The organism is Niveispirillum sp. (genome assembly GCF_052437035.1).
Classification (GTDB): Bacteria; Pseudomonadota; Alphaproteobacteria; order Azospirillales; family Azospirillaceae; genus Niveispirillum.
In genome coordinates this window covers 209915-234319 of record NZ_JBQVOH010000003.1, presented here as the reverse complement: position 1 = coordinate 234319, position 24405 = coordinate 209915, and the positions used below count along the sequence as shown (strand labels likewise).

24 protein-coding genes are annotated in these 24405 nt (G+C 62.9%); 9 read left to right on the top strand and 15 right to left on the bottom strand.

The genetic code is table 11. The features are described 5' to 3' along the window. Positions 1-17: 17 nt before the first annotated feature. The 9 genes from ACT6Q8_RS10320 (at position 18) to pufC (ending at position 7872) form a co-directional block, all read left to right on the top strand. A complete protein-coding gene (locus ACT6Q8_RS10320) occupies positions 18-989 on the top strand; it encodes a chlorophyllide a reductase iron protein subunit X (RefSeq protein WP_054166382.1) in 972 nt (323 codons plus the stop codon). A 12-nt stretch (positions 990-1001) separates the two neighbouring features. After that, on the top strand, positions 1002-2561 hold the full coding sequence (gene bchY, locus ACT6Q8_RS10315) for a chlorophyllide a reductase subunit Y (protein WP_054166381.1): 1560 nt from the start codon (positions 1002-1004) through the stop codon (positions 2559-2561). Further along, entirely contained in the window at positions 2555-3994 is a 1440-nt protein-coding gene (bchZ, locus tag ACT6Q8_RS10310; RefSeq protein ID WP_444732294.1) for a chlorophyllide a reductase subunit Z, read from the top strand. The genes bchY and bchZ overlap by 7 nt, the downstream gene beginning before the upstream one ends. A 48-nt stretch (positions 3995-4042) precedes the next feature. Continuing rightward, on the top strand, positions 4043-4264 hold the full coding sequence (locus ACT6Q8_RS10305; RefSeq protein WP_156344425.1) for a hypothetical protein: 222 nt from the start codon (positions 4043-4045) through the stop codon (positions 4262-4264). Positions 4265-4380: 116 nt separating this feature from the next. Beyond that, positions 4381-4602, top strand: a complete 222-nt coding sequence (gene pufB / locus ACT6Q8_RS10300; protein WP_054166378.1) for a light-harvesting antenna LH1, beta subunit — start codon at positions 4381-4383, stop codon at positions 4600-4602. Positions 4603-4614: 12 nt separating this feature from the next. Next, positions 4615-4812: a light-harvesting antenna LH1, alpha subunit gene (gene pufA / locus ACT6Q8_RS10295; RefSeq protein WP_054166377.1), complete on the top strand. Its 198-nt coding sequence runs from the start codon at positions 4615-4617 to the stop codon at positions 4810-4812. A gap of 116 nt (positions 4813-4928) precedes the next feature. Beyond that, the gene (pufL, locus tag ACT6Q8_RS10290; protein WP_444732295.1) at positions 4929-5774 is read left to right on the top strand and encodes a photosynthetic reaction center subunit L; all 846 of its coding nucleotides are present in this window, start codon (positions 4929-4931) and stop codon (positions 5772-5774) included. A 12-nt stretch (positions 5775-5786) separates the two neighbouring features. Further along, a complete protein-coding gene (gene pufM / locus ACT6Q8_RS10285) occupies positions 5787-6749 on the top strand; it encodes a photosynthetic reaction center subunit M (RefSeq protein ID WP_054166375.1) in 963 nt (320 codons plus the stop codon). 13 nt (positions 6750-6762) lie between these two features. Then, positions 6763-7872 carry a photosynthetic reaction center cytochrome PufC gene (gene pufC / locus ACT6Q8_RS10280; RefSeq protein WP_054166374.1) on the top strand — a complete coding sequence of 370 codons (1110 nt, stop codon included), beginning with the start codon at positions 6763-6765 and terminating at the stop codon, positions 7870-7872. A gap of 196 nt (positions 7873-8068) precedes the next feature. On the opposite strand, the gene idi is transcribed toward pufC, so the two are convergent. The 15 genes from idi to bchF all read right to left on the bottom strand — a co-directional run bounded on the left by idi (position 8069) and on the right by bchF (position 24332). Continuing rightward, a complete protein-coding gene (idi, locus tag ACT6Q8_RS10275; protein WP_054166591.1) occupies positions 8069-8605 on the bottom strand; it encodes an isopentenyl-diphosphate delta-isomerase in 537 nt (178 codons plus the stop codon). Between the two features lie 21 nt (positions 8606-8626). Further along, positions 8627-9844 carry a 5-aminolevulinate synthase gene (gene hemA, locus ACT6Q8_RS10270; protein ID WP_054166373.1) on the bottom strand — a complete coding sequence of 406 codons (1218 nt, stop codon included), beginning with the start codon at positions 9842-9844 and terminating at the stop codon, positions 8627-8629. A gap of 33 nt (positions 9845-9877) precedes the next feature. Beyond that, a complete protein-coding gene (puhE, locus tag ACT6Q8_RS10265; RefSeq protein ID WP_054166372.1) occupies positions 9878-10699 on the bottom strand; it encodes a putative photosynthetic complex assembly protein PuhE in 822 nt (273 codons plus the stop codon). Between the two features lie 6 nt (positions 10700-10705). Continuing rightward, positions 10706-11812: a magnesium-protoporphyrin IX monomethyl ester (oxidative) cyclase gene (gene acsF, locus ACT6Q8_RS10260; protein WP_082372003.1), complete on the bottom strand. Its 1107-nt coding sequence runs from the start codon at positions 11810-11812 to the stop codon at positions 10706-10708. Then, a complete protein-coding gene (locus ACT6Q8_RS10255; protein ID WP_082372002.1) occupies positions 11809-12114 on the bottom strand; it encodes a hypothetical protein in 306 nt (101 codons plus the stop codon). The genes acsF and ACT6Q8_RS10255 overlap by 4 nt, the downstream gene beginning before the upstream one ends. Then, positions 12111-12605, bottom strand: a complete 495-nt coding sequence (gene puhC, locus ACT6Q8_RS10250; protein WP_444732296.1) for a photosynthetic complex assembly protein PuhC — start codon at positions 12603-12605, stop codon at positions 12111-12113. The genes ACT6Q8_RS10255 and puhC overlap by 4 nt, the downstream gene beginning before the upstream one ends. Before the next feature lie 9 nt (positions 12606-12614). Continuing rightward, a complete protein-coding gene (gene puhB / locus ACT6Q8_RS10245; RefSeq protein ID WP_054166371.1) occupies positions 12615-13286 on the bottom strand; it encodes a photosynthetic complex putative assembly protein PuhB in 672 nt (223 codons plus the stop codon). Continuing rightward, positions 13283-14068, bottom strand: a complete 786-nt coding sequence (puhA, locus tag ACT6Q8_RS10240) for a photosynthetic reaction center subunit H (RefSeq protein ID WP_444732297.1) — start codon at positions 14066-14068, stop codon at positions 13283-13285. Before puhA ends, puhB begins: the two co-directional genes overlap by 4 nt. Positions 14069-14104: 36 nt before the next feature. Then, entirely contained in the window at positions 14105-15544 is a 1440-nt protein-coding gene (locus tag ACT6Q8_RS10235) for a BCD family MFS transporter (protein ID WP_444732298.1), read from the bottom strand. Further along, positions 15541-16254 (bottom strand): magnesium protoporphyrin IX methyltransferase, encoded by a 714-nt coding sequence (bchM, locus tag ACT6Q8_RS10230; protein ID WP_444732299.1) that lies wholly within the window; start codon positions 16252-16254, stop codon positions 15541-15543. Before bchM ends, ACT6Q8_RS10235 begins: the two co-directional genes overlap by 4 nt. Before the next feature lie 13 nt (positions 16255-16267). After that, the gene (gene bchL / locus ACT6Q8_RS10225) at positions 16268-17086 is read right to left on the bottom strand and encodes a ferredoxin:protochlorophyllide reductase (ATP-dependent) iron-sulfur ATP-binding protein (protein ID WP_444732431.1); all 819 of its coding nucleotides are present in this window, start codon (positions 17084-17086) and stop codon (positions 16268-16270) included. A 107-nt stretch (positions 17087-17193) separates the two neighbouring features. Further along, positions 17194-20967 (bottom strand): magnesium chelatase subunit H, encoded by a 3774-nt coding sequence (locus tag ACT6Q8_RS10220; protein ID WP_444732300.1) that lies wholly within the window; start codon positions 20965-20967, stop codon positions 17194-17196. Next, positions 20939-22483 (bottom strand): ferredoxin:protochlorophyllide reductase (ATP-dependent) subunit B, encoded by a 1545-nt coding sequence (gene bchB, locus ACT6Q8_RS10215; protein ID WP_444732301.1) that lies wholly within the window; start codon positions 22481-22483, stop codon positions 20939-20941. The genes ACT6Q8_RS10220 and bchB overlap by 29 nt, the downstream gene beginning before the upstream one ends. Further along, positions 22480-23781 carry a ferredoxin:protochlorophyllide reductase (ATP-dependent) subunit N gene (locus ACT6Q8_RS10210; RefSeq protein WP_054166364.1) on the bottom strand — a complete coding sequence of 434 codons (1302 nt, stop codon included), beginning with the start codon at positions 23779-23781 and terminating at the stop codon, positions 22480-22482. The genes bchB and ACT6Q8_RS10210 overlap by 4 nt, the downstream gene beginning before the upstream one ends. Then, positions 23778-24332, bottom strand: coding sequence for a 2-vinyl bacteriochlorophyllide hydratase (bchF, locus tag ACT6Q8_RS10205; protein WP_444732302.1), 555 nt, complete (start codon positions 24330-24332; stop codon positions 23778-23780). Before bchF ends, ACT6Q8_RS10210 begins: the two co-directional genes overlap by 4 nt. Between the last annotated feature and the right edge of the window lie 73 nt (positions 24333-24405).

Genomic DNA, 24405 nt, shown 5'->3' with positions numbered 1-24405 from the left:
GCAGCAGCCCGAAAACTATGAGCAGGCGCCTGCGTGAAGAGGCGGCCATCGAACCCGATGCGCCGCATGTCGGCAAGGTAACCAAGGAAACCCAGATTATTGCCATCTATGGCAAGGGCGGCATCGGCAAGAGCTTCACGCTCGCCAACCTGTCCTACATGCTGGCACAGTTGGGCAAGAAGGTGCTGCTGATCGGGTGCGACCCGAAAAGCGATACGACATCGCTGCTGTTCGGTGGCCGTGCCTGCCCCACCATCATTCAGACGGCCTCGCGCCGCAAGGATGCGGGCCAGGAAGTGTCCATCTCCGACGTGTGCTTCAAGCGCGATGGCGTGTTCGCCATGGAACTGGGCGGGCCGGAAGTTGGCCGTGGCTGCGGCGGTCGCGGCATCATCCATGGGTTTGAGACGTTGGAGAAGCTGGGGTTCCATGAATGGGACTTCGACTTTGTCCTGCTGGATTTCCTGGGTGATGTAGTCTGCGGCGGCTTCGGCCTGCCGATTGCCCGCGACATGTGCCAGAAGGTGGTGGTTGTCGGTTCCAACGATCTGCAATCGCTGTATGTGGCCAACAATGTCTGCTCGGCGGTGAAGTATTTCCGCAATCTGGGCGGAAATGTCGGCGTGGCCGGTCTGGTCATTAACAAGGATGACGGCACCGGTGAGGCACAGGCCTTTGCGGACGCCGTCGGCATCCCGGTCCTGGCCTCCATCCCGCAAGATGAGGATATCCGCCGCAAAAGCGCCAACTACCAGATCATCGGCACGCCCGATAACCGCTGGGGTCCGCTGTTTGAGGCGCTGTCCATCAATCTGGCGGAAGCCCCGCCGGTGCTGCCACGCCCACTGGATCAGGACGGCCTGCTGGGCCTGTTCGATGCCAGCCAGACGGGTGGCAATTTCCAGCTGGAGCCGGCAACGCCGGAAGATATGTGCCCCGCGGGTGCGCTGAAACGCGCCTCGCTCGAAGTCATCTACGACCGGGTCTGAGGGGCACACAAGATGGACGACCAGCCTTTGGACTTCACACGCGACGCTGCCGGCGAGACGGCCCTTTCGGGGGACGACGGACACTCTGCTACTGCCGCCGGGTGCCATGGTGGTGTCGAACTGTCGCGTGCCGCCGCCCGTGCGGCCGGTAATGACGAGGTGATGGACCGGCTGGAGCGCGATTACCCCAAGGGGCCGCACGATCAGCCGCAATCCATGTGCCCGGCCTTCGGGTCGCTGCGGGTCGGCCTGCGCATGCGGCGGGTGGGGACCATTCTGTCGGGGTCGGCCTGCTGCGTCTATGGCCTCACCTTCACCTCGCACTTCTACGGTGCCAAGCGCTCCGTCGGCTATGTGCCGTTCAGTTCGGAGACGCTGGTCACCGGCAAGCTGTACGAAGATATTGTCGAGGCGGTGCATCAGATGGCCGATCCCGGCAAATATGATGCCGTGATCGTCACCAATCTCTGTGTGCCCACAGCCTCCGGCGTGCCGCTGAAAATGCTGCCGAAGCAGATTGACGGGGTGCGCATCATCGGCATTGATGTCCCCGGCTTTGGCGTGCCCACGCATGCAGAAGCCAAGGATGTGTTGTCGGGCGCCATGCTGGCCTATGCGAGGCAGGAGGCAGAAGCCGGCCCGGTGCAGATGCCGCGTGCGGGCCTCAAGGACAAGCCCACCGTAACGCTGGTGGGGGAAATGTTCCCCGCCGATCCTGTGGTGATCGGCAATATGCTGGACCCGATGGGTCTGGCCGTTGGGGCGACCATTCCCGTGCGGGAATGGCGTGATCTCTATGCCGCGCTGGATTGTGCCGCCGTCGCGGCCATCCACCCTTTCTATACGGCCACCTTCCGGGAGTTCACAGCCGCCGGACGGCCCATCGTCGGCTCGGCCCCTATCGGGCTTGACGGTACCGATGCCTGGCTGTCAGCCATCGGGCAACGCTGCGGCGTGCCGCAGACGCGGATCGATCAGACGCGCAACACCATGCGCGCGGCCATCATGGCGGGTCTTGCCGCCAACCGCATCAATGGCCGCATCACCCTGTCAGGCTATGAAGGGTCGGAACTGCTGGTCGGGCGGCTGCTGGTCGAACTGGGGGCTGACCTGCGCTATGTCGGCACGGCCTGTCCCAAGACGCCGTACAATGCCGAAGATGCGGAATGGCTGAAGGCCAAGGGCGTGATCGTCCGCTTCCGCGCCTCGCTGGAACAGGATCTTGCGGCCTTTGCCGAGTTCAAACCCGACTTGGCCATCGGCACCACGCCCGTGGTCCAGAAGGCCAAGGAAGCGGGAACGCCGGCCCTTTACTTCACCAACCTGATCTCCGCCCGTCCCCTGATGGGTCCGGCGGGGCCAGGATCACTGCCACCGGTGATCAACGCGGCCATTGCCAACAAGCATCGCTTCGATGCCATGAACGCCTTCTTCGAAGGGGTTGGCACCGGTGATGCCGCCGGCATCTGGGAAGATATCCCCCAGGACCGCAGCGCGTTCCGCCGCAAATACGGTGCCCGTGTCAACCAATCGCGCAATGCGGTCGAGAATGGAGATAGCGTCGGATGCTGATCCTCGACCATGACAGAGCCGGCGGCTATTGGGGCAGCGTCTACGCCTTCACGGCGATCAAGGGGCTGCAGGTGATCATCGACGGCCCCGTAGGCTGCGAGAACCTGCCTGTCACCTCCGTCCTGCACTATACCGATGCCCTGCCCCCGCATGAGTTGCCGATTGTCGTCAGCGGCCTGTCGGAGGATGAGCTGGGCCGTCATGGCACCGAAGGGGCGATGAAGCGGGCGCGTCAGGCGCTGGACCCCAACCTTCCCGCCGTGGTGGTGACCGGATCAATCGCGGAGATGATCGGCGGCGGCGTGACGCCGGAAGGATCGAACATCGTCCGGTTCCTGCCGCGCACCATCGACGAGGATCAGTGGCAAAGTGCCGACCGCGCCATGAAATGGCTGTGGACGGAATTCGGGCCCAAGGGCGGCAAGGTCCCTGCCCCGCGCCGCCGCCCGGAAGGGGCCAAACCGCGGGTCAATATCATCGGCCCGATCTATGGCACCTACAACATGCCATCCGACCTGGCCGAAATCCGGCGTCTGGTCGAAGGGTTGGGGGCCGAGATCAACATGGTCTTCCCCCTGGGCAGCCATGTCGATGATGTGCGCAAGCTGGCCGATGCCGATGCCAATATCTGCCTGTACCGGGAATTCGGGCGCCTTTTATGCGAGACATTGGATCGCCCCTATTTGCAGGCCCCCATCGGTATCCATTCCACCACGGCCTTCCTGCGCCAGCTGGGCGAGATGCTGGGCCTGGACCCGGAGCCCTTCATCCGCCGTGAAAAGCACACGACACTGAAGCCGCTTTGGGATCTCTGGCGGTCGGTGACGCAGGATTTCTTTGGCACGGCCAGCTTCGCCATCGTGGCGGGTGAGACCTATACGCGCGGCGTGCGCAATTTCCTGGAAGAGGAAATGGGCCTGCCCTGCGCCTTCGCGGTGCAGCGCAAGCCGGGCGTGAAGACCGATAATGATGCGGTCCAGGACCTGATCACCGGCAAGCCGCCGATGGTGATGTTCGGTTCTTTCAATGAACGCATGTACATGGGCGAACGTGGGCAGCGGGGCAAGTTCATCCAACTCTCCTATCCCGGTGCCATTGTCCGCCGCCATATCGGCACGCCGGTCATGGGCTATTCGGGTGCAGCCTGGTTGATCCAGGAAGTCTGCAACGCCCTGTTCGACATGCTGTTCGAAATCCTGCCCCGGGCAGGTGAACTGGATGCCATCGAACCGACAACCACCCGGAGCGGCGCCATGCCCTGGTCGGCGGATGCGCAGGCGCTTTTGGAGCGTCGCATCCTTGCGGAACCTGTTCTGGTCCGGATTTCAGCTGCCAAGCGCATGCGCGAAGCAGCCGAACGTGAGGCGCGCCGCGACGGTGCGCCGGAAGTCACGCTGCGTCATTTCGACGGGGCGGCGAAGGTACACGCTTGAAGAAGTAATCAGAGGATGCCGTCAGGGGATGGCAGCGGGGAGGACAAAATGATGTTCAGCATTGGACATGGGGGCGCCAGGGGCCGCCAGTTGGAGCGCGCGGAAATGCGCCTCGTCTTCCTGATCTCCTATCCGCTCTGCCTGGTGGCCGCGATGGCCAGCCGGATTACCCACATTTTTGACCGCCGGGCCGCCCGCCCTGTGCAGTCCATCTTTGCTGAGGCCCGTTCGTCGGCCCACGCCGCTATTGGTTACGCGTTTAACGTGTAACCGCTTCCTTGCCGGTGTGCTCGACACCGTCAAAAACCCGGTAATGCTGCCTTGGTGGCACTGCCGGAACCCTGCCGCGGGGGCGCCGCGGCATTCGAGACTAGGAGGTGGATTTGATGGCTGACTCATCAAACGTCTCACTTTCGGGTCTGACCGAAAGCGAAGCTCGCGAGGTCCATTCGTTCTTCATCCAAGGCTTCCTGATCTTCACGGCGATCGCTATCGCCGCGCATGTTCTGGTCTGGATGTGGCGCCCGTGGATCCCTGGGCCCAATGGTTATGCCTCTCTGGAAGGCATTGGCCAAACGGCACAATCACTGCTGCCGATGATCGGCTAAGGAGAAAGCGACATGTGGAGAATCTGGCTGATGTTCGATCCGCGCAAGGCGCTGGTCGCACTGTCCGTGTTTCTGTTCACGCTCGCCATCCTGATCCATTTCGTCCTGTTGAGCACTGAACGGTTCAACTGGCTGGAGGGCAAGCCCCTCAAGACCAGCGCGATCGAACATTCGCTCTCCTTGGATGCGGATCAACCGAGCGTCGGCTGAGAACCTCAAGACGGCAGCAGGCGTGGCCGGTGACGGCCCCGCCCGCCGCCAACTTTCACCAAAAGACATCGCCAACTGGATGACCAACTGGCTGGCCTCTCTCGGAGGGCACGTACATGGCGCTGCTCAGTTTTGAACGCAAATATCGCGTGCGCGGTGGAACGCTGATCGGCGGCGACCTGTTCGACTTCTGGGTCGGGCCCTTCTATGTCGGGTTCTTCGGCGTCACCACCGCCTTTTTCGCCGCTTTGGGTACGGCGCTGATCCTGTACGGGGCGGCGATCGGGCCAACATGGAATATCTGGCAGATTTCCATTGCTCCCCCTGACTTGTCCTATGGGCTGGCGCTTGCGCCGCTGAAACAAGGGGGGCTTTGGCAATTGATCACCGTCTGCGCCTTGGGGGCCTTCTGCTCCTGGGCATTGCGCGAGGTGGAAATCTGCCGAAAGCTGGGGATCGGGTACCACGTGCCGTTCGCCTTCTCCTTCGCCATCTTCGCCTATGCAACGCTGGTGGTGTTCCGCCCGCTGCTGCTGGGCGCCTGGGGGAACGGCTTCCCATACGGCATCTTCAGTCATCTCGACTGGGTGTCGAATGTCGGGTACCAGTATCTGCACTTCCACTACAATCCTGCACACATGATCGCCGTGTCGTTCTTCTTCACGACGACGCTGGCGCTGTCGCTGCATGGTGGTCTGATCCTGTCCGCCGCCAATCCCGGCGCCTCGCTCGACGAGCCGAGTAAACAGGCAGAGGTGAAGACGCCGGAATATGAAGACACCTTCTTCCGCGACATCATCGGCTATTCGATCGGCACGCTGGGTATCCACCGTCTGGGCCTTGTCCTGGCGCTGAACGCCGGCTTCTGGAGTGCCGTCTGCATCATCATTAGTGGGCCCTTCTGGAACAAGGGCTGGCCCCAGTGGTGGAGCTGGTGGCTTGAACTTCCGATCTGGCGCTGAGGAGGAAGTGTGATGGCACAATATCAGAACATCATCACCCCGATCCAAGTCAGCGGCCCCGCCGAAGAAGGCATGCCGCTGCCCCGGGGAGACAGTCCGCGAACCGGTAAACCGTTCTTCGTGCGTCTGTTCGGCATGATCGGCAATGCCCAGATCGGGCCGATCTATCTGGGATATCTGGGTACCCTGTCGCTGGTCTTCGGTTTCATCGGCTTTGAGATCATCGGCCTCAACATGCTGGCCTCAGTCGGGTGGGACCCGATTGAGTTTGTCCGGCAGCTATTCTGGCTGGGCCTGGAACCGCCGGCGGCCAAATATGGTCTGAAGGTGCTGCCGCCGCTGGCGGAAGGGGGATGGTGGCTGATTGCCGGCTTCTTCCTGACCCTGTCGGTCCTGCTCTGGTGGGTTCGGGTCTATCGCCGCGCCCGGCAGCTGGAGATGGGCACGCATGTGGCCTGGGCCTTTGCGGCGGCCATCTGGCTGTTCCTGGTGCTGGGCTTCATCCGCCCGCTGCTGATGGGCAACTTCTCCGAGGCCGTGCCGTTCGGCATCTTCCCGCACCTGGATTGGACGGCCGCCTTCTCCATCCGCTACGGCAATCTCTACTACAACCCCTTCCACTGCCTCTCCATCGTCTTCCTGTACGGATCCGTCCTGCTGTTCGCCATGCATGGCGCGACGATCCTTGCGGTGGGCAAGTATGGCGGCGAGCGTGAGTTGGAACAGATCACCGACCGGGGCACCGCCTCGGAACGTGCGGCCTTGTTCTGGCGCTGGACGATGGGTTTCAACGCAACCATGGAATCCGTTCACCGCTGGGCCTGGTGGTTCGCCATCCTGACCCCGCTGACGGGCGGCATCGGCATCCTGCTGACCGGCACCGTGGTCGACAACTGGTACCTGTGGGGCGTCAACCACGGGCTTGTCTCACCGCTGCCCGATATGTGGCCCAACGTCGTCGATCCGGCGCAATAAGGGAGGGAGGACCATGAAACTCTGGTTACCATTCGCCGCCTCCGCCGGCGCCCTGCTGGCCGTGGCCAGCTTCGTCGGGGCCGGCTGGGATGCACCGCCTGTCGCCACCGATCAGCTCGGGTTCCGCGGAACCGGCATGTATCACCACCGCGACGTGGAGACGGAGGCTGCCCTGAAGGCCGCCAACGTCGCCCCGCCCGCCCCGTGGGAAGCTGATCCGTCAGGTGACAAGGCCTCTGCCCTTTATCAGAATGTCCAGGTCCTGGGCAATCTGTCGGGCGACCAGTTCAACCAGTTCATGGCGTCGATCACCGAATGGGTGGCGCCGGAAGCTGGCTGTAACTACTGCCATAACCCGGACAATATGGCGTCGGACGAGATCTATCAGAAGGTCGTCGCCCGCCGCATGATCCAGATGACCCAGTCGATCAATGTCGACTGGAAGGCCCATGTCGCGGAAACGGGCGTCACCTGTTACACGTGCCATCGCGGCAAGGGTGTGCCGGCACAGGTGTGGAGCACCACCCTGGACCCCAAGCCGGCGGGCAACATGACCTCTAACCGCAGCGGCCAGAATGTCGTCGCGGTCAATGCCGGCAAGACTTCCCTGCCGCAGAACGCCCTGTCGGATTATCTGCTGGGTGAGAAGCCGATCCGGGTCCATTCCACAACGGCCCTTCCCACGGGCATGAACCCCGCCGGAACCAAGGAAACCGAGGAAACATGGGCGCTGATGGTGCACATGTCGGAATCGCTCGGCGTAAACTGCACAACCTGCCACAATACCCGCGCCTTCAATGACTGGGACCAGAGCCCGCCGCAGCGGGTAACCGCCTGGCACGGCATCAAGATGGCCCGTCATCTGAACGTCAACTATATGCAGAGTCTCACCCCGGTATTTCCGGCCAATCGTAAGGGTCCGGAGGGCGATGTCCTGAAGATCGGTTGCGCGACATGCCATAACGGCGTGCAGAAGCCGCTCTATGGTGTGTCCATGCTGAAGGATTATGTCGACGCGGTCGCGGTCAAGGGTTCGACCGACGTCCCGAACTTCAGCACCTATATTCCGGGCAAGACCGAAGTGCTGGGTGGCAGCGCCGCCACGCCCGTTACCCAGCCTTAAAGGGCCTGCGGGCGGGTCCCGCAGCTTCCCTGTCATGGGCCGTCGTTCCCCCATGACGGCGACAACTTCAGGGGAGGCCGCAAAGCCTCCCCTGATTTCTTTTGTGCGGCATCTTCACAGGCATGGCACAAGGCGGACACGATTTTACGCCAGCAGATGGGCTGCCGGTGCTCGCATTGAACTGCGTTTTTGAAAATCAGGCCGCTTGGCCGAAGGACAGGTCGGGAAACCGGTCCAGATAGATCCGCAACCACGGTGTGAAGCTGTTCGGATCGCGCGTGATTTCGCGCCGAAGGTTGGCCAAGCTGATCCAGCGGGTGGCCTCAACCTCTTCCGGGTCGGGAAATGGGACCAGACAGGTCCGGTCGGCCGATGCGCTGAACAGCGTCACACGCTCATGTTCGCGCAGGCCGGCGCCGACATCGGCCTGATAATCGACGGTCTGGTGACGCCGCAGGGGCAGCGTGATCCCCAGTTCCTCCGTCAGACGGCGGGCGGCGCAATCTTCTACCGTTTCCCGCCAATGCGGGTGGGAGCAGCAGGTATTGGCCCAGAGGCCACCGCAATGATACTTGCCCTGCGCACGCTTCTGCAGCAGCAGCCGGTCCCCGTCAAAGACGAAGACCGACACCGCCAAGTGCAGCTGGCCCGTGATATGGGCCTGCATCTTTTCAATCGGATAAAGCGATCCGTCGGCGGCCACCGCCGGGATGACGATTTGTCGATCAATCATGCCCATGGCCGCCTCCCGTGATCAGGCGACCTTGCGCGCCAGGGCACATTGCGACCAGAGCGACGACAGCGCATCGGCCAGATGCTTAATCTCAGCATCGGTATGCAGCGGCGTCGGCGTGATGCGCAGGCGTTCGGTGCCGACCGGTACGGTGGGATAGTTGATGGGCTGCACATAGATTCCGAACTGATCCAGCAGGATATCGGAAATCCATTTGCACTTGGCGGCATTGCCCACCATCACCGGCACGATATGGCTGGGATTATGCATATGCGGGATGCCGCGAGCGTCCAGCGCTTGGCGCACCTTGGCGACGGCGGCCTGGTGGCGGGCACGCTCGACCTGGCTGTCCTTCAGATGGCGGATCGCTTCCGTTGCACCGGCGGCCAACGCCGGCGGCAGGGCCGTGGTGAAGATGAAGCCCGAGGCGAAGGAGCGGACGAAATCCACCAAGACCTCGGTGCCCGTGATATAGCCGCCCATGCAGCCATAGGCCTTGCCCAGCGTACCTTCGATGACCGTGATCCGGTCCATCAGGCCTTCGCGTTCGGCAACACCACCGCCACGCGGCCCGTACATGCCCACGCCATGGACCTCGTCCAGATAGGTGATGGCGCCGAACTCATCGGCCACGTCACAAATCTCACGCATCGGCGAGATATCGCCATCCATGGAATAGACGGATTCAAACGCCACCATTTTCGGCAGCTTGGGATCGTCGGCGGCCATCAACTGCCGCAGATGCCGATAGTCATTGTGGCGAAACACGCGGCGCTCACAGCCGGAATGGCGGATACCCTCGATCATGGAGGCATGGTTCAGCGCATCCGAATAGACGATGATCCCCGGAATACGCGACAGCAGGGTGCCCAGCGCGGCCCAGTTGGAGACATAGCCAGAGGTGAAGATCAGGGCCGCTTCCTTGCCATGCAGGTCGGCCAGCTCCTTCTCCAGCTGTACATGATAATGGTTGGTGCCGGAGATGTTGCGGGTGCCGCCGGCCCCTGCCCCACACTTGGCGATGATCTCTGTCATCCGGGCGGTCACCTTCGGGTGCTGGCCCATGCCGAGATAGTCATTGGAGCACCACACGGTCACTTCGCCTGTCTCGCCATCGGCCCGGTGGACGGTCGCCCTGGGAAAGGCTGTGCATTGACGCTCCAGTTCGGCGAAGACCCGGTAATTGCCCGCTGTCTTCAAGTCGCGCAATGCCTGCTGCATATGAGCGAAAACGTCCATCTTTAATCCCCTTTCCGTCCCTGTGTCCCAGAATTATTGCTGCTTGTCGGCTGCCGGCCCGACGATGGGCGGCCGGCCATGTTTAACCCCACCCGGTACCGCCCAGCGCCAGAGCGCCGTATCGGAAACGGGAAGGACGAGAACCAGATGTTCAAGGATGGCCAGCGCCATGAAGGTCGCCAGCAGTGAGTGCCCGACCACCGAATGATCCTGTGTCGCCTCATTGGCCGCGATGACCAGAAGGACGAACAGGGCCACCGCCCCCCCCATCAGAAGATAGAAAAGCGGCGTCAGGTGATCGGTCTTGAAGTAGCTTTTCAGATGCGCGATGCGGCTTGGCATCAATTCGCTGATCGCGTTGGGCGCCCCGAAGAAGATCAGCAGCTTTGCGGAAATCCGCATCCCCCACAGCAACCCGAATGCCGCCAGACCGAACGGGTTGGGACTGTCCGACAGCATCAGCCATAGTATCAGCCCCGTGATCAGGATGGCGATCTCATGATCGCAGACCGCCTCCCACGCCGCGCGGAACCGCGCGAACCCAGACAGGGCCGGCGGGCATTCCCCAGACCGACCGCCCATCAGCACGCCGGTCAGAAACGCCGCCTCATGCCAAGCCCATACCAGCAGGGCGCCAAAGAACCCGGCATAGGACCCGAAGGATGTTTTCTCCTGCGCCCCGATCCACATCAGACCGACGCCGGCGACACCGAACAGCGTCATCAGCGGCATGACCTGCACCGGACCCCAGCCACCACGTTCGGTCCGATGGACCATGGCCAGCACAAGCCCGGTCGACAGCCACCAGACCCCGATAGCGATCAGCACAACGATGACCGGGTTGGCGACTTCCATGGCGCCCTACCAGACCGGCTGAAGGCGCGAGGTCGCGGGGATCGCGTTCGTCTTTGCCGGGATCATGTACATGCGCAGGAAGTTGACGCCCGCAGCCGCGCCCCACAAAGCCTTGCCGACCGCGCCCACCACGCCACCGCGCTGCTTGGCCGCCATCATGCGCTGGTTGATCCGTTCCATGCGCCGGAACCCCTCGCACAGAGCGGGATTGTCCAGGTCCAGGACCAGCGGGAAGCATTGGCGCGAAATCTCCGACGTCAGGCGGAAGACGCGCATGTCGTAATCATCGATATTCACGCCCATGGCGGCATGGAAAGCCGGGCGCATATGGTCGCGCACATACATGGTAGCGAACACGGCCAGCAGGAAGAACTTGATCCACAGCTTGTTGACGCCCTGCATCAGCCGTTCATCCGAACGGATGATCAGGGAGAACGCCTCACCATGCGAGAATTCGTCGTTACACCATTCCTTGAACCATTTGAAAATCGGGTGAAACCGGCGATCCGGGTTCTTTTCCAGATGGCGGAAGATGGTGATGTATCGGGCATAGCCGATCTTTTCCGACAGATAAGTGGCGTAATAGATGAACTTGGGTTTGAAGTAAGTGTACTTCTTGGCCTTGGCCAGGAAGCCCATATTGACGCCGATGCCGAAATCCTTCAGCGCGTCATTGATGAAGCTGGCATGGCGGGACTCATCCCGGCTCATGTAGCCGAATAGCTCACAGATTTCCTTGTTAGTCCCCCGGCGCTTCATTTCCTTGTAAAGGACGCAGCCGGAAAATTCCGACGTCAGTGACGAAACCAGGAAATCGGTCAGTTCTTCGCGCAGCGCCGGTTCAAGATCGTTGATGTCGATATTGTCCCAGTCGGCATTGCGGCGGAAATGGCCCCTGTTCGGATCGCTGCGCATCTGTGCGATCAGGGCGTCCCATTCGGCGCGCACCGGCTCCACATTGATCCGATCCATCTCGTCGAAGTCGGTGGTGTAGAAGCGCGGCGCCAGCATGGTGGAGACCAGCGCGCTGCGCGTGGTGTCATTGACCGCGGCCAGCTTTTCCTCGATCGAGGGTTCATGGTCGTGGAGATCGGCCCTCAGTGCGTTGCTCATGACAGTGCCCTCTCCGTGAAGTTGAATTCGCACAGTTCCAGCATGTCCAGGTCACCGGTCGCCCGCGTCCAGGCACGTTCCAGCGCACCGGCGCGGGTGATGGTCGCCTGCCGCCGGAAGCTTTGGCTTTGGCCGTAGGGCACCTGCACCGGCGCGCCATGCACCAGGACCTCATCACCAGGATGGACAATCACACCATTGTCGAAGCGCAGATGGGCTCCCAACGCCTCAAACGTATTGTTGATCTCGACAGTGCAGTCGACGGTCTCGCGCCGCCGCATCATGGCAAAGACGGGGTTCATGGCTTTGCTCCCCCTTTCAGGCCGAGCAGGGCGGCAAAGGCTGCCGCATTGTCCCGGCCAAATGCGTCAAGATAGATGCGTTCGCCCGTCGCGGTGTCGGACAGGCTGACCCGCCCGGACTCCCAACGGATCAGACGGTAGGGCGCGTCCTTGGGTGCCGCCGCCACATCGCGCATCCGTTCAAAGGCCCGCAAGGAGCCACGGACGAACCCGCCCTCATCAACGGGGTAGTCAGCGATCACCACACCCGTCGTGGCGTCCGTGACCATCACCCTGTCGCCTGCGGCGCGGGTGATGGTGATGTCGCGGATCGCGACAGGACGGCTCGCCTCCTCCCGCACCACGCCGATGCCCGTTTCCTGACCGAACATCACGGCGGCAGTGGCGAAGATCAGAAGCGTGGCGGTGGACAGCAATATCCAGCGCGGGAACCGGTTCGTCCCCCGCCGCTTCCGGCTGTCGAGATAACCCAGGCTAAGCGCGGATGGCATCATCCCCTCCTATTCCGCATCAACAGCATGCGGGATGGTATCAACCGAATTGGCGGCCACCCGCAGACGCGGATGGTCGGACCGGGCGCTGGCATTCTGCCCATAGGCCAGGGTCATGATGGCGGCCACCGCTTCGGCGTCGGCCAAGCAGATCAGACTGGGTTCCGGGGATGCAAACCGCCAGCCGCGCACATGCGGCCATTGCACCATCCAGGACAACCGGTAGCCCTTGCGCAGGGCCATGGCGATGGTTCCCGCCTTACCGCCCAAACGGCCCAGGGCCACCGTATCAATCTGGCTGAAGGGCAGGTTGAGGGTCATCGACAAGGCGACACCGAACCGCATCACCACCCTTTCGCTGGTGACGGTGTAAAGCGTCGTCCGCTCCACCGCCCAGGCGAACAGTTCCAGCAGGCCAAGCGCCAGCGCCGCCAGACCGATCAGGACAGCGACAGAGAACAGGATGCCGCCCGCCGGCTGGCCGTCAGCCATACCGGCAGCGGCGGCCCACAGGCCCAGGATGACGAAATAGCCGCCGATCCAGTTGCTTTTGAGCACATGCTTGGCTACCAGCCGGGCAGAGGGACGCCCCTGCCAGAGGATCTCCTCACCTGCCGGCAGATTCCCCGGCAGGCCGGGGACCGGCTCAATCTCATGTTCGCGGGCAATGAACTGTTTCACAGCAGCGACTCCTGTCTGTCACTGACGGCGTACAGAAGACCGGCGCCGAAATAGGCGGCGATCTTGTCTTCCTCACGCAGGGTCACAATCCCGTCCTGCGCCGTGGCCGGCACATCCGCGAACTGCGCCGCGGTGACGGCGTGAACATAAAGCTGACGCCGGTTACCGCGACCCGTCTGGATCACAACGAAGTTGTTTGGCAGCAGCACGTTGCGCGCCGTTTCACCGGCGGCGACGGCCACTTCGTAATAGCGGATCAGATGCTCTGACCGGTCCACCCAGACATCGGCAACGGTGCCCGCCACCTTGCCATCACAGGCGACGACGGACAGGCCGCGCGGATCGGTTTCGCCTTCGGCAATCGCAAAGCCGGCAGCCAGGCGCAGCGGCACGATGCGCGGATCGCCATGGGCCGTCATATCAGGATGTTCGGCACGTTCCGCCCAGGAACCCGGACCGACACCAGCCAGAAGCGGGTTACCCAGCGGCTCGATCGGGGAACCCGGCGCCTTGGCAAAACGCTTGGCCGACAGGGGGCGCGTGTCGCGCACAAAGTCCGGCACCTGCCTGGCACCCTGACCATGCGGCAGAACGAAGGTCTTTTTCGGGGGAATGAACAGAAACGGGTTCTTGTTGTACCGTCCCGTCGCATCCTCCTCCAGCGGGTAGCCTTCCCGCCGGTCCTCCTGCCGCAGATACCAGATAAGGCCCGCAAAGAAGAGCCAGAAGGCGTAAAGCACCATCTGCGCCACATCAAGGCTGCCGCCGAGAGAACCGGTCATTTTTGTCCCTCCAGTTGATGGCGCTTGCGCCGGCGATCAGCCGGGCATCTCCGCCAGGCCCAAACGCATGTCACCAGAACCCACCGCCCGATAGCGCAGGCCCGTCAGGGGGCCGATCACTGCCAGGCAGACGAAAAGCAGTATAATTTCAAAACTGTAGACAGTGAGATAGCCGGCAGCACGGGTCGTCATCGCCTCACCCAGGCGCCCATCAAGCGCCAGCGAGTTGACGCCATTCTTGATCAGACCCGCCGCCAGAAGGGAGCAGCCCATGGCCGTGGACTGAACCGCCCCCCAGGCACCGACCACGATGCCGCTTTCCGACCGTGCCGATACCGCCATGGCCCCCAGCAGAGTGCCAACGGAGAACAACCCGCCCCCCAACCCGACACCGGCAGCGCCCACATAGAACAGGCCGTGAATTTCCAGCGGCTCCGCCAGAATGATCACCGAAAAGGCGCTGATCCCGATCAGCAGGCCGCGTGCGGCGATGCGGTACATCTCCCCGCCCCGGCCCAGGCTTTTGGCGGCCCAGGCGAAACCCGCCATTGTGCCCATCGCCCAGAATCCGGTGAGCAGGGTCGTGCGCCCCACCGACATGCCCAGTATTTCACCGCCATAGGGTTCCAGCAGGATATCCTGCATGGAGAAGGCGGCCGACCCGACCGCAACGGCCAGCAGCAGACGTACCGTTCCGGCATCGCTGCGATACTGGGCAAGCGCGTCCCAGAAGCCGGCGCGGGTACCGCGTTCGGCGACCCGGGCGGGATTGCGGGCCTCCTGCTTCCAGATGGCGATGACATTGAGGACGATGGTGAAAACCGCTGTCCCCTGGATCACCTGGATCAGGTGCATGGCGGAGAAATCAACCAAGGCCACGGAGTAGAAGGCAGACGCCCCGATCATGCCGACCAGCAGCATCACATACAGCAAGGCCACCACGCGCGGACGCTTGTCCGCCGGGACCAGATCACTGGCCAGCGCCAGCCCCGCCGTCTGTGACATGTGCATGCCAAAACCGGTCAGCATGAAGGCAGCGAAGGCGCCAACCGCACCCGCCCATTCTGGCCCCACCGTCTGCGATTGCAGCAACAGCAGGGCGAACGGCATGATGGCCAGCCCCCCGAACTGCAATAGGCTGCCCAGCCAGACATAAGGCACGCGACGCCAGCCAAGGACGGAGCGATGAGCATCAGACCGGTAGCCGAAGAACAGGCGCAGCGGCGCGGCCAGGACCGGGATGGCGATGGCCGCAGACACCAGTTCCACCGGCACACTCAGTTCCACGATCATCACACGGTTCAAGGTGCCGTTCAGCAGCACCATGACGCAACCCACCGAGATCTGGAACAGGGCCAGCCTCAGCAGGCGCGAAAGCGGCATCTCCGTAGACGCCGCATCCGCGAACGGCATGTAACGGGTCCCCAGCTTTTGCCAGAGCCCGATAATCCTGCGGTTGGCGGCGCCCATGCTCATGGCCGGAAGACCTCCATGGCCTGGGATTTGTAGAAACCGATGGAGACGCGTTCCGTCCGCCCCACCAGCCACCCCGCCATGTCCGAGCCGGCGACGAGGTTGGCGACAAGATCGTCAGTATCCACCGGATAGATAGAAGGAGAACGGTTGCCGCGCGGGAAGGCCCGGCCTGCCGCCAGCATGGTGCGCAAGAAGCGCGAACCCGGCGCCAGCGTAAAAACCATCTTGCGGTCGGTACGTGCCGCCAGTTGTTCCAAGACGCGCGTCGCGTGCGCGGCCTCATAATGGATCAGCACATCCATGGCCATCACGGCATCAAACCGGCCATGCCGCACATCCAGCATGTCGCCGCTGTCGAACCGCACCGTGCCCACATGCGCGCCAGCGGACCGATGCTCCGCCGCGCGCTGACGGGCGAATTCCACCATCTGTGCCGACAGGTCGATACCCAGAACATCGGCACCGCGATCCATCAGTTCCAGCGACATCACGCCTGATCCGCAACCGGCGTCCAGAATACGCCAGCCCGTCAGATCCTTCGGCAGCATGCCCATCAAGATCCGGCGCATGGTGTCCCGGCCCCGCCGGACAGTTGCGCGGATGCCGCTGACCGGCTGTTCACCGGTCAGCTTCTTCCAGGCGTCCAGTGCGGTGCGATCGAAGTAATGTTCGATCTCTCCGGTTCGGCGTATGTGATCGACATGCGTCATCGCGGGCTCCCTGTCACTCGAACCCAAGAAAATCAAAGATCTGCCGGTCCTTCATCGGCTCCACCAGCAGCCCCGGCGTCCCCGCCCATAGCGTTTCGGCCAGTTTCAGATATTCCTGCTGAATGGCCACGATCTCCGGGCTGTCACCCATTTCGAACAGGGTGCTTTTCTTCAGGCGGCTCAGGCGCACCTGATCGCTGTCCGGGATATGGGCCAGTCGCTTCAGGCCGATGGCGGCGTTGTAGCGATCGATCTGGTCCGTCTCCCGTGACCGGTTGGCGATCACGCCACCTAGCCGCACTTCGTAATTCTTGGACTTGGCCTTGATCGCCGCCACGATGCGGTTCATGGCGAAGATGCTGTCGAAATCATTGGCCGCCACGATCACGGCCCGTTCGGCATGCTGCAGCGGAGAGGCGAAGCCACCGCAGACGACATCGCCCAGCACGTCGAAGATCACGACGTCGGTATCGTCCAGCAGGTGATGTTCCTTCAGCAGCTTGACCGTCTGCCCCACGACATAACCGCCGCAGCCGGTACCCGCCGGCGGGCCGCCCGCCTCGATGCATTGCACGCCGTTATAGCCCTGGACCATGTAATCCTCGGGCCGCAACTCCTCGGAATGGAACCCCACCTTCTCCAGCACGTCGATGACGGTGGGGATCAGGCTTTTGGTCAGGGTGAAGGTCGAGTCATGCTTGGGATCGCAGCCGATCTGAAGCACGCGCTTGCCCAGCTTGGAAAAGGCGACGGCCAGGTTGGAGGAGGTGGTGGATTTGCCGATCCCGCCCTTGCCATAGACGGCGAAGACCTTGGCCCCGTCGATCTCCATGGTGGGATCGAGATGGACCTGCACGCTGCCCTCCCCGTCGGCGCGCTCGCGCAGCGACTGAACCAGCCGTGCATCCTGTTCCACGCTACGGGTATTGATTTGAATGTTCATTCGGCAGCCTCCCTTGCCACGCCTTCCAGACGGTCTTCCAGTTCCTCGCCCGCCCGACGCAGGGCATTGAGGGTTTCTGTGTCCGGCTGCCAGTAATTGCGCTCATGCGCCTCCATCAACCGGGCCGCGACGCGGGCCGTAGAGGCGGGATTAAGGCTCGACAGACGCTGGCGCATCTCGGGGTCGAGCACGAAAGTCTCGGTCATCTGCTGATAGACCCAGGGGTCGATGCCACCCGCCGTAGCCGACCAGCCCAGTGTGTTGGTCACCTGCGCCTCGATATGGCGCACGCCCTCATAACCATGTTTCAGCATCCCCTCGAACCATTTCGGGTTCAGGGTGCGGGTACGGGTTTCCAGCGCCACCTGTTCGCCGAGCGTGCGAACCTTGCCCTCACCCTGCGTCTGGTCAGAGATGAAGACCGGCAGGTTGGCCTCTCCCTTGGCCCGCGATACGGCCTTGGTCAGGCCGCCAAGCGTATCGAAATAATGTTCGATGGTGGTGACCCCGACCTCGACCGAGTCCAGGTTCTGATAGGCCATGTCCACATCGCTGAGGATGGAGTCCAGCACTGCAGCCTGATGGCTGGTCTTGCCCTTGCGGTTGATGGCAAAGCTTTTGCGCTGTGTATAGGTCTCGGCAATTTCCTCATCATCCGTCCAGGAGGAGGAGCCGATCAGCATGTTCACATTGGCGCCATAGGCCCCTTCGGCATTGGAGAACACGCGATAGGCTGCCGCCTCCAGCACGCAGCCATGCGCCGCGCAATAGGCCAGGGCATGCTTGCGGATAAAGTTCATCTCCACCGGCTCGTCCGCCGTGGCGGCCAGGTAACTGGCCTCGGCCAGCATGCTGGCCTGGATGGGGAGCAGGTCGCGGAAGATGCCCGACAGGGTCATAACCGCGTCGATGCGGGGACGCTTCAGTTCCGACAGAGGGATCAATTCCGCCCCACAGACGCGGTTATAGGCGTCCAGACGGGGGCGGGCCCCCATCAGGGCCAAGGCCTGCGCCATCGGCGCGCCGCCGGTCTTCAGATTATCCGTACCCCAGAGGACGATGGCGACCGTTTCCGGCAGACGTCCGTCGATCTGACGATACCGTTCCAGGACGCGGGCCGCCTGCCGCTCCCCATCCTGCAAGGCATAGGCGCTGGGGATGCCGAACGGGTCGAAACCGTGGATATTGCGGCCCGTGGGCAGCAGGTCGGGCGTGCGCAGCAGATCGCCCGAGGGTGAGGGCATGATGAACCGCCCATCCAGGGCGCGGACCAGCCCGTCCAGTTCCTCATTCCGTGCGAGACCGGCATTCATGGTCGAAAGGCGGGCAATGGTGGCACGCTTGGCGTCGTCGGCACCACGCAGCGCCAGGTCGATGGTGCGGGCATCCTGATCGACAATGGCGGTGGTCAGGGTGGCATCACCGCGCAGGAAGGCCGCATCGTCCATCCCCGTCACGACATGACCCAGCAGTTCAAGCCGCTGTGCCCGATCCATGCCCTGGCCTGCGACATGCAAGCCGTGGGGGATCAGGGCATATTCCAGCTCCATCATCTGCTGCATCAGATACTGCACCACCTGCGCCTCATCGGCGTCGGGTGGAGCGGGGCTGAGGTCCAACTGTTCGGCCTGTACCCGGATAAGGGCCATCATCCGGCTGCGTTCCACCGCCGCATCGGGTTCGGTCGTGCGGTAACGGTCGAGGCTGATCTTCAACTCGCTCAACCCCTTATACAGCCCGGCCTGGGTGATGGGCGGGGTCAGGTAGGAGACGAGCGTGGCCGCTGACCGGCGCTTGGCGATGGAGCCTTCGGACGGGTTATTGGCGGCATAGAGATAGATATTGGGCAAGGCGCCCAGGATGCGGTCGGGCCAGCAGGTGGCCGACAGGCCCGTCTGCTTGCCCGGCATGAATTCCAACGCGCCATGCGTGCCGAAATGCAACACGGCATCGGCGCGGAACGTTTCGCGCAGATAGGTGTAATAGGCGGCGAAGGCATGGGTGGGGGCGAACCCACCCTCAAACAACAGCCGCATCGGGTCGCCCTCATACCCGAAGGAGGGTTGCAACCCGACCAGCAGATTGCCGAACTGCCGGCCCAGCACAAAGATACCGCGCCCGTTGCTCAGGATACGGCCCGGTGCCGGACCCCATTGCGCCTCGATATCGGCCAGATGGCGTTCGCGGCGTACATGATCATCCGCCGTTACCACGGCATGGACATTGGCCTCCGTCCCGTGAAGGGCGGCGTTGCCTTCCAGCAGCATGGTACGCAGCGTGTCGACGCTGTCGGGCACAGCAACATCATAGCCTTCGGTGGCCAGACGCTGCATCGTGGCATACAGGCTTTCAAATACCGCCAGGAAGGCGGCAGTGCCGATGCTGCCGCTGTTGGGCGGATAGTTGAAGATGGTAACGGCGATGCGCCGTTCCCGCCGCTGCTTGCGGCGCAGGTCGACCATGGCAGCCAGCCGACCGGCCAGCAGTTCTACCCGTTCCTCATCCGGCTGCATGCAGGCACGGTTGGTTGGGCATTGGCCCAGCTGGCGGGCACAGGTGCAGGTTTTGGGCTTGGTGCCCCCCTCCGACCGACCGCCGATGACCATGGCACCCGTGGCCCCATCCAGCTCCGGAATGGCGACCATCAGTGTGGTTTCAATAGGGGTCAGGCCCTGACCGGATTTCTGCCAGCCTTCCTTGGACTGAAACTCCGTCACGAAGGCGGAAATATAGGGAACGTCCAGCTTGCCCAGGGTGCGGGCAGCAGCGGCACTGTCACTATAGGCCGGACCACCGACCAGCGAGAAGCCGGTCAGCGAGCATAGCGCGTCGACGGCCACACCGCCGCCATCCGTTTGCATGAAACGCTCCACCGCCGACCGCATGTCCAGGCCGGAACAGAAGGCCGGCACCACACGATAGCCCCGACCCTCCAGCGCCGCGATCACCCGGTCATAATGGGCGGTGTCGCCCGACAGGATATAGGTGCGCATCAGCAGCAGGCCGATGGTACCGCGCGGTGACGGCACGCCGGGCAGTATCGACAGCTGCGTAGTGACACGCGGGTTCAGGCGCGGATGGTAAAGGCCGACATCGGGATATTCGACAGGATCGCCCGCCGTGACGCGGGTTTGCAGGCCTTTACGGTCGCCGCGCGCATATTTGGCGACCAGCAGGCGGATCATGTTGGCGACATTGTCTTCCGACGCGGCGATCCGGTACTGCAGGGTCAGGAAATAGTTGCGCACATCCTGCGCCGTGCCGGGGATGAAACGCAGCAGCTTGGGCAGGCGGCGCAACATGGCCAACTGCCGCTCGCCCGCCGTCTTGCCGCTGTCCCGCCCGCCACGCGAACTGGAGCCCCGGAGCTTCTTAAGAAGCGCCAGGGGGCCCTTCTGCTCGTCACTCATGCTGAAGCGGCCCATGGTCGTGTATTTCATGACCGTGCCGGCGGACATGCAGCAGACCATGGCGTCGCATTCGCGGTGCCGTGCCTCCAGCACATCCGCAATGGCCTTCACATGTTCTTCCACGAAGATCATGGAAACGATGATGATGTCGCCGGCCAGAATGTCCGACCGGCAGGCCGCCAGACGGCCCGGATTCTCCGCCCAATCCGTGGCGGCATGGACCGTCAGCGTCAGACCCGGCAATTCGCGCGTCAACGCCAGACGGGCCGCGTCCACGGCCGCCACAATGTGATTGTCCAGCGTTACCAGCACCACCCGAACGGGAGTGCTGTCAGCGGGCGAAATGAGCTTTCGCGTCATACAGCGTCTCCACGGTTATCGGATGAATCCCATTGCCCTGGGCAAAGAGTTCGGTGTTGCGGCGGGCCTTGCCCCGGACAAAGAACGGGACCTTCTGCAGTTCCCTTTCCGCCTCCAATGTCCAGGTGGCGATCACCCCGATCGGGGCGGCTGCCACGACCGGGGCCGGCGCTGCCTCCACCGGCTTGATGGCCGGTGCCTGCGGATGCAGGTGCGATGCCGACGCGCCGTCGTTGAATTCGAAATCATCCCGGAACATCTGCAACAGATGTTCCTCCAGCCCCATCATCAACGGATGAACCCAGCTGTCGAAAATGACATTCGCCCCTTCGAACCCCATCTGGGGGGAATAGCGGGCCGGGAAATCCTGCACATGCGTCGGCGCAGAGATGACGGCGCAGGGCACACGCAGCCGCTTGGCGATATGGCGTTCCATTTGTGTGCCCAGCACCAGTTCGGGCCGGGCGGCCACAATCGCGGCCTCCACCTCCAGATGATCATCGCTGATCACCGCCTCGACGCCATATTTGGCGGCGGCATCGCGCACATCGCGCGCAAATTCACGCATATAAGTGCCAAGACCGCAGACGCGGAACCCCAGTTCCTCCGACGCGATACGAGCAGCGGCGATGGCGTGGGTGGCATCGCCGAAAATGAAAACCCGCTTGTTGGTCAGATAGTTGCTGTCGATGGAGCGGCTGTACCAGGTCAGGCGGTCGCGGGTGCGGCCCTCGCGCGCCGGCAGGCCGGCCATGGCCCGCACCTCATCAACAAAACTCTGCGTCGCCTGCACCCCGATGGGAATAGTGGAGATGAACGGCATGCCATGCGCGGTTTTCAGCCAGCGGGCCGTGACATCGGCAATTTCAGGATAAAGCACGATGTTGAAGGCCGCTTCCGGGATACGCGCCAGATCGGCGGGCGTCGCCCCCATCGGGGCCACGACGCGCACGTCCAGCCCTTCTTCCGTCAGCAGCTTCACGATTTCCGTCACGTCATCGCGACAACGGAAGCCCAGCGAGGTGGGGCCCAGAATATTGCAGCTGTTGGCGGGAATGTTGTCGGGGCGCGGGTTACGGCCCACAAAGGCACGAACCAGACGATAGAACGTCTCCGCCGCACCCCAGTTTTCCTTCTTCTGGTACGACGGCAATTCCAGCGGCACCACCGGCACTGACACATCAAGGGTGCGGGCCAGACCGCCCGGATCATCCTGCAACAGCTCCGCCGTGCAGGACGCCCCGACCAGCAGCGCCTCCGGCGTGAAGCGGGCCACCGCATCACGGCAGGCCTTCTTGAAGATATCCGCCGTGGACCCGGCCAGATCGCGGGCCTGGAAGGTGGTATAGGTGACCGGCGGGCGGGACTGCCGCCGTTCGATCATGGTGAACAGAAGGTCGGCATAGGTATCGCCCTGCGGCGCATGCAGCACATAATGCACGCCCTGCATCGAGGCGGCGATGCGCATGGCGCCCACATGCGGCGGGCCTTCATAGGTCCACATGGAAAGCTTCATTGCACAGCCTCCCGCCGTTCGACACCATTGGTCAGGATGGCATTGCGCATCAGGGGGCGGGCGAACAGCTCCGCCAGATCGCCTGCCTGTTCAAAGCCCTGGATGGGGGTGAAGCTGAACTCGATGGACCATTTGCTGACCCGTCCCTCCGCCTCAAACGGATTGGCAAGGCCAAGGCCGCAGACAATCAGATCGGGGTTGGCGGTACGGCAGCGATCGATCTGTTCATCGACATCCTGGCCCTCCGACAGGGTGACACCCGGCGGCAGCAGGGCCAACTCACCGGCTACATGCTCACGATGCAAATAGGGGCTGCCAACCTCCAGTAGTTCCGACCCCATTTCCCGCGACAGGAACCGCGCCAGCGATGGCTCCATCTGGGAATCGGGGAAGAAGAAGACGCGGCGCCCTTCCAGCCAGGGCCGGTAATGGGCCATGGCCTCTGCGGCGCGGCGGCGCGGCTGTGCCACCACCGCATCAAGCAGGGCCATGTCGACTCCAAATGTCATGCAGATGGCGCGCAGCCAGGCACTTGTCCCCTCCGCACCCAGCGGAAAGATGGAGTCGATGCGCCGCGCACCGCGCGCTTCCAGCGCAGCGGCAGCGGCCCCCAGATAGGGCTGCGCCAGGATGAAACGGGTTTCGGGACCGACCACCAGACCCTCGATGGCATCCCGGCCCGGCAGGAAGCTGACACCGGACAGGCCCAGCTCCGCGAACAGGCGGGAGAATTGATCCTCCACCACATCGGCCAGACAGCCCAGAACCACCAGCTTCGCGGCCTCACCAGCCGACCGGGTCGACGCCTTGTCAGCGATCAGGGCGGCCAGGAAATTATCCTCACCCTGGGTAAAGGTCGTCTCAATCCCGCTTCCGGAATAGGCGATCACGCGATGGCGGGGGGCATGCACGGCATTCAGCCGGGATGCCGCCCGTGACAGGTCCAGCTTGATGACTTCCGACGGGCAGGAGCCGACCAGGACCAGCATGCGGATATCGGGCCGGCGCTCCAGCAGGCGGGCAACCACATTGTCCAACTCATCATGCATGTCGGCCATCCCGGCCAGATCACGTTCTTCCATGATGGCGGTGGCAAAGCGCGGTTCGGAAAAGATCATCACGCCCGCCGCCGATTGCAGCAGATGTGCGCAGGTGCGCGACCCGACGACAAGGAAGAAGGCGTCCTGCACCTTGCGATGCAGCCAGATGATGGAGGTGAGGCCGCAGAAAACCTCATGCTGGCCGCGTTGACGGATGGGGGCGGGCTCGTTGCAGGCGACAGGTTGGGCCACGCTCATGACACCCTCCCAGCGGCGGACAGAACCGCCTCAATGCTACCGGGATTGCCATCCGCCAACGTATTGGCGCGCCGTGCCGCGTCCAGCCGCGCAAGGCGCAGCTTCCACACGAACTGTCCTGCATTGACGATGTAGGTGGCATAAGCCGCCAGGGCCAAGACCATCAGTCCGGCAGCACCCAGGCCACCCATCCACAACGCCACCAGATAGGCGCTGTGCAGGGCCAGGACCAGCATGGAGAACACGTCTTCCCAGAAGAAGGGACGGGCGAAGAGGTAAACCCCAAACACCTCCTTCTCCCAGATCGAACCGGTGATCATGATCGCATAGAGGGTCAAGGTTTTGACCACGACCGACATCTGCGCCATGGCCAGACCTTCGCCGGTGGCGAGGTAGCGCATGATCAAACCCAGGCTGATCAGGAAGACCAGGAACTGAACAGGGGCAAGTATGCCCTGGACCAGAGTCCAACCGCTCGCGTCGCGACGGCGCCGTTCCTCGTCGGTGTACAGAGCAGGGCCCGGATGAGGTTGGTTGATCTTACCGATCACGCTGTCTCCTTCTCCCCGTCCGGCTGTCCATCGGGCTCTCGGGATAGGCAACAGTCCCATCGAAATGCAAAAG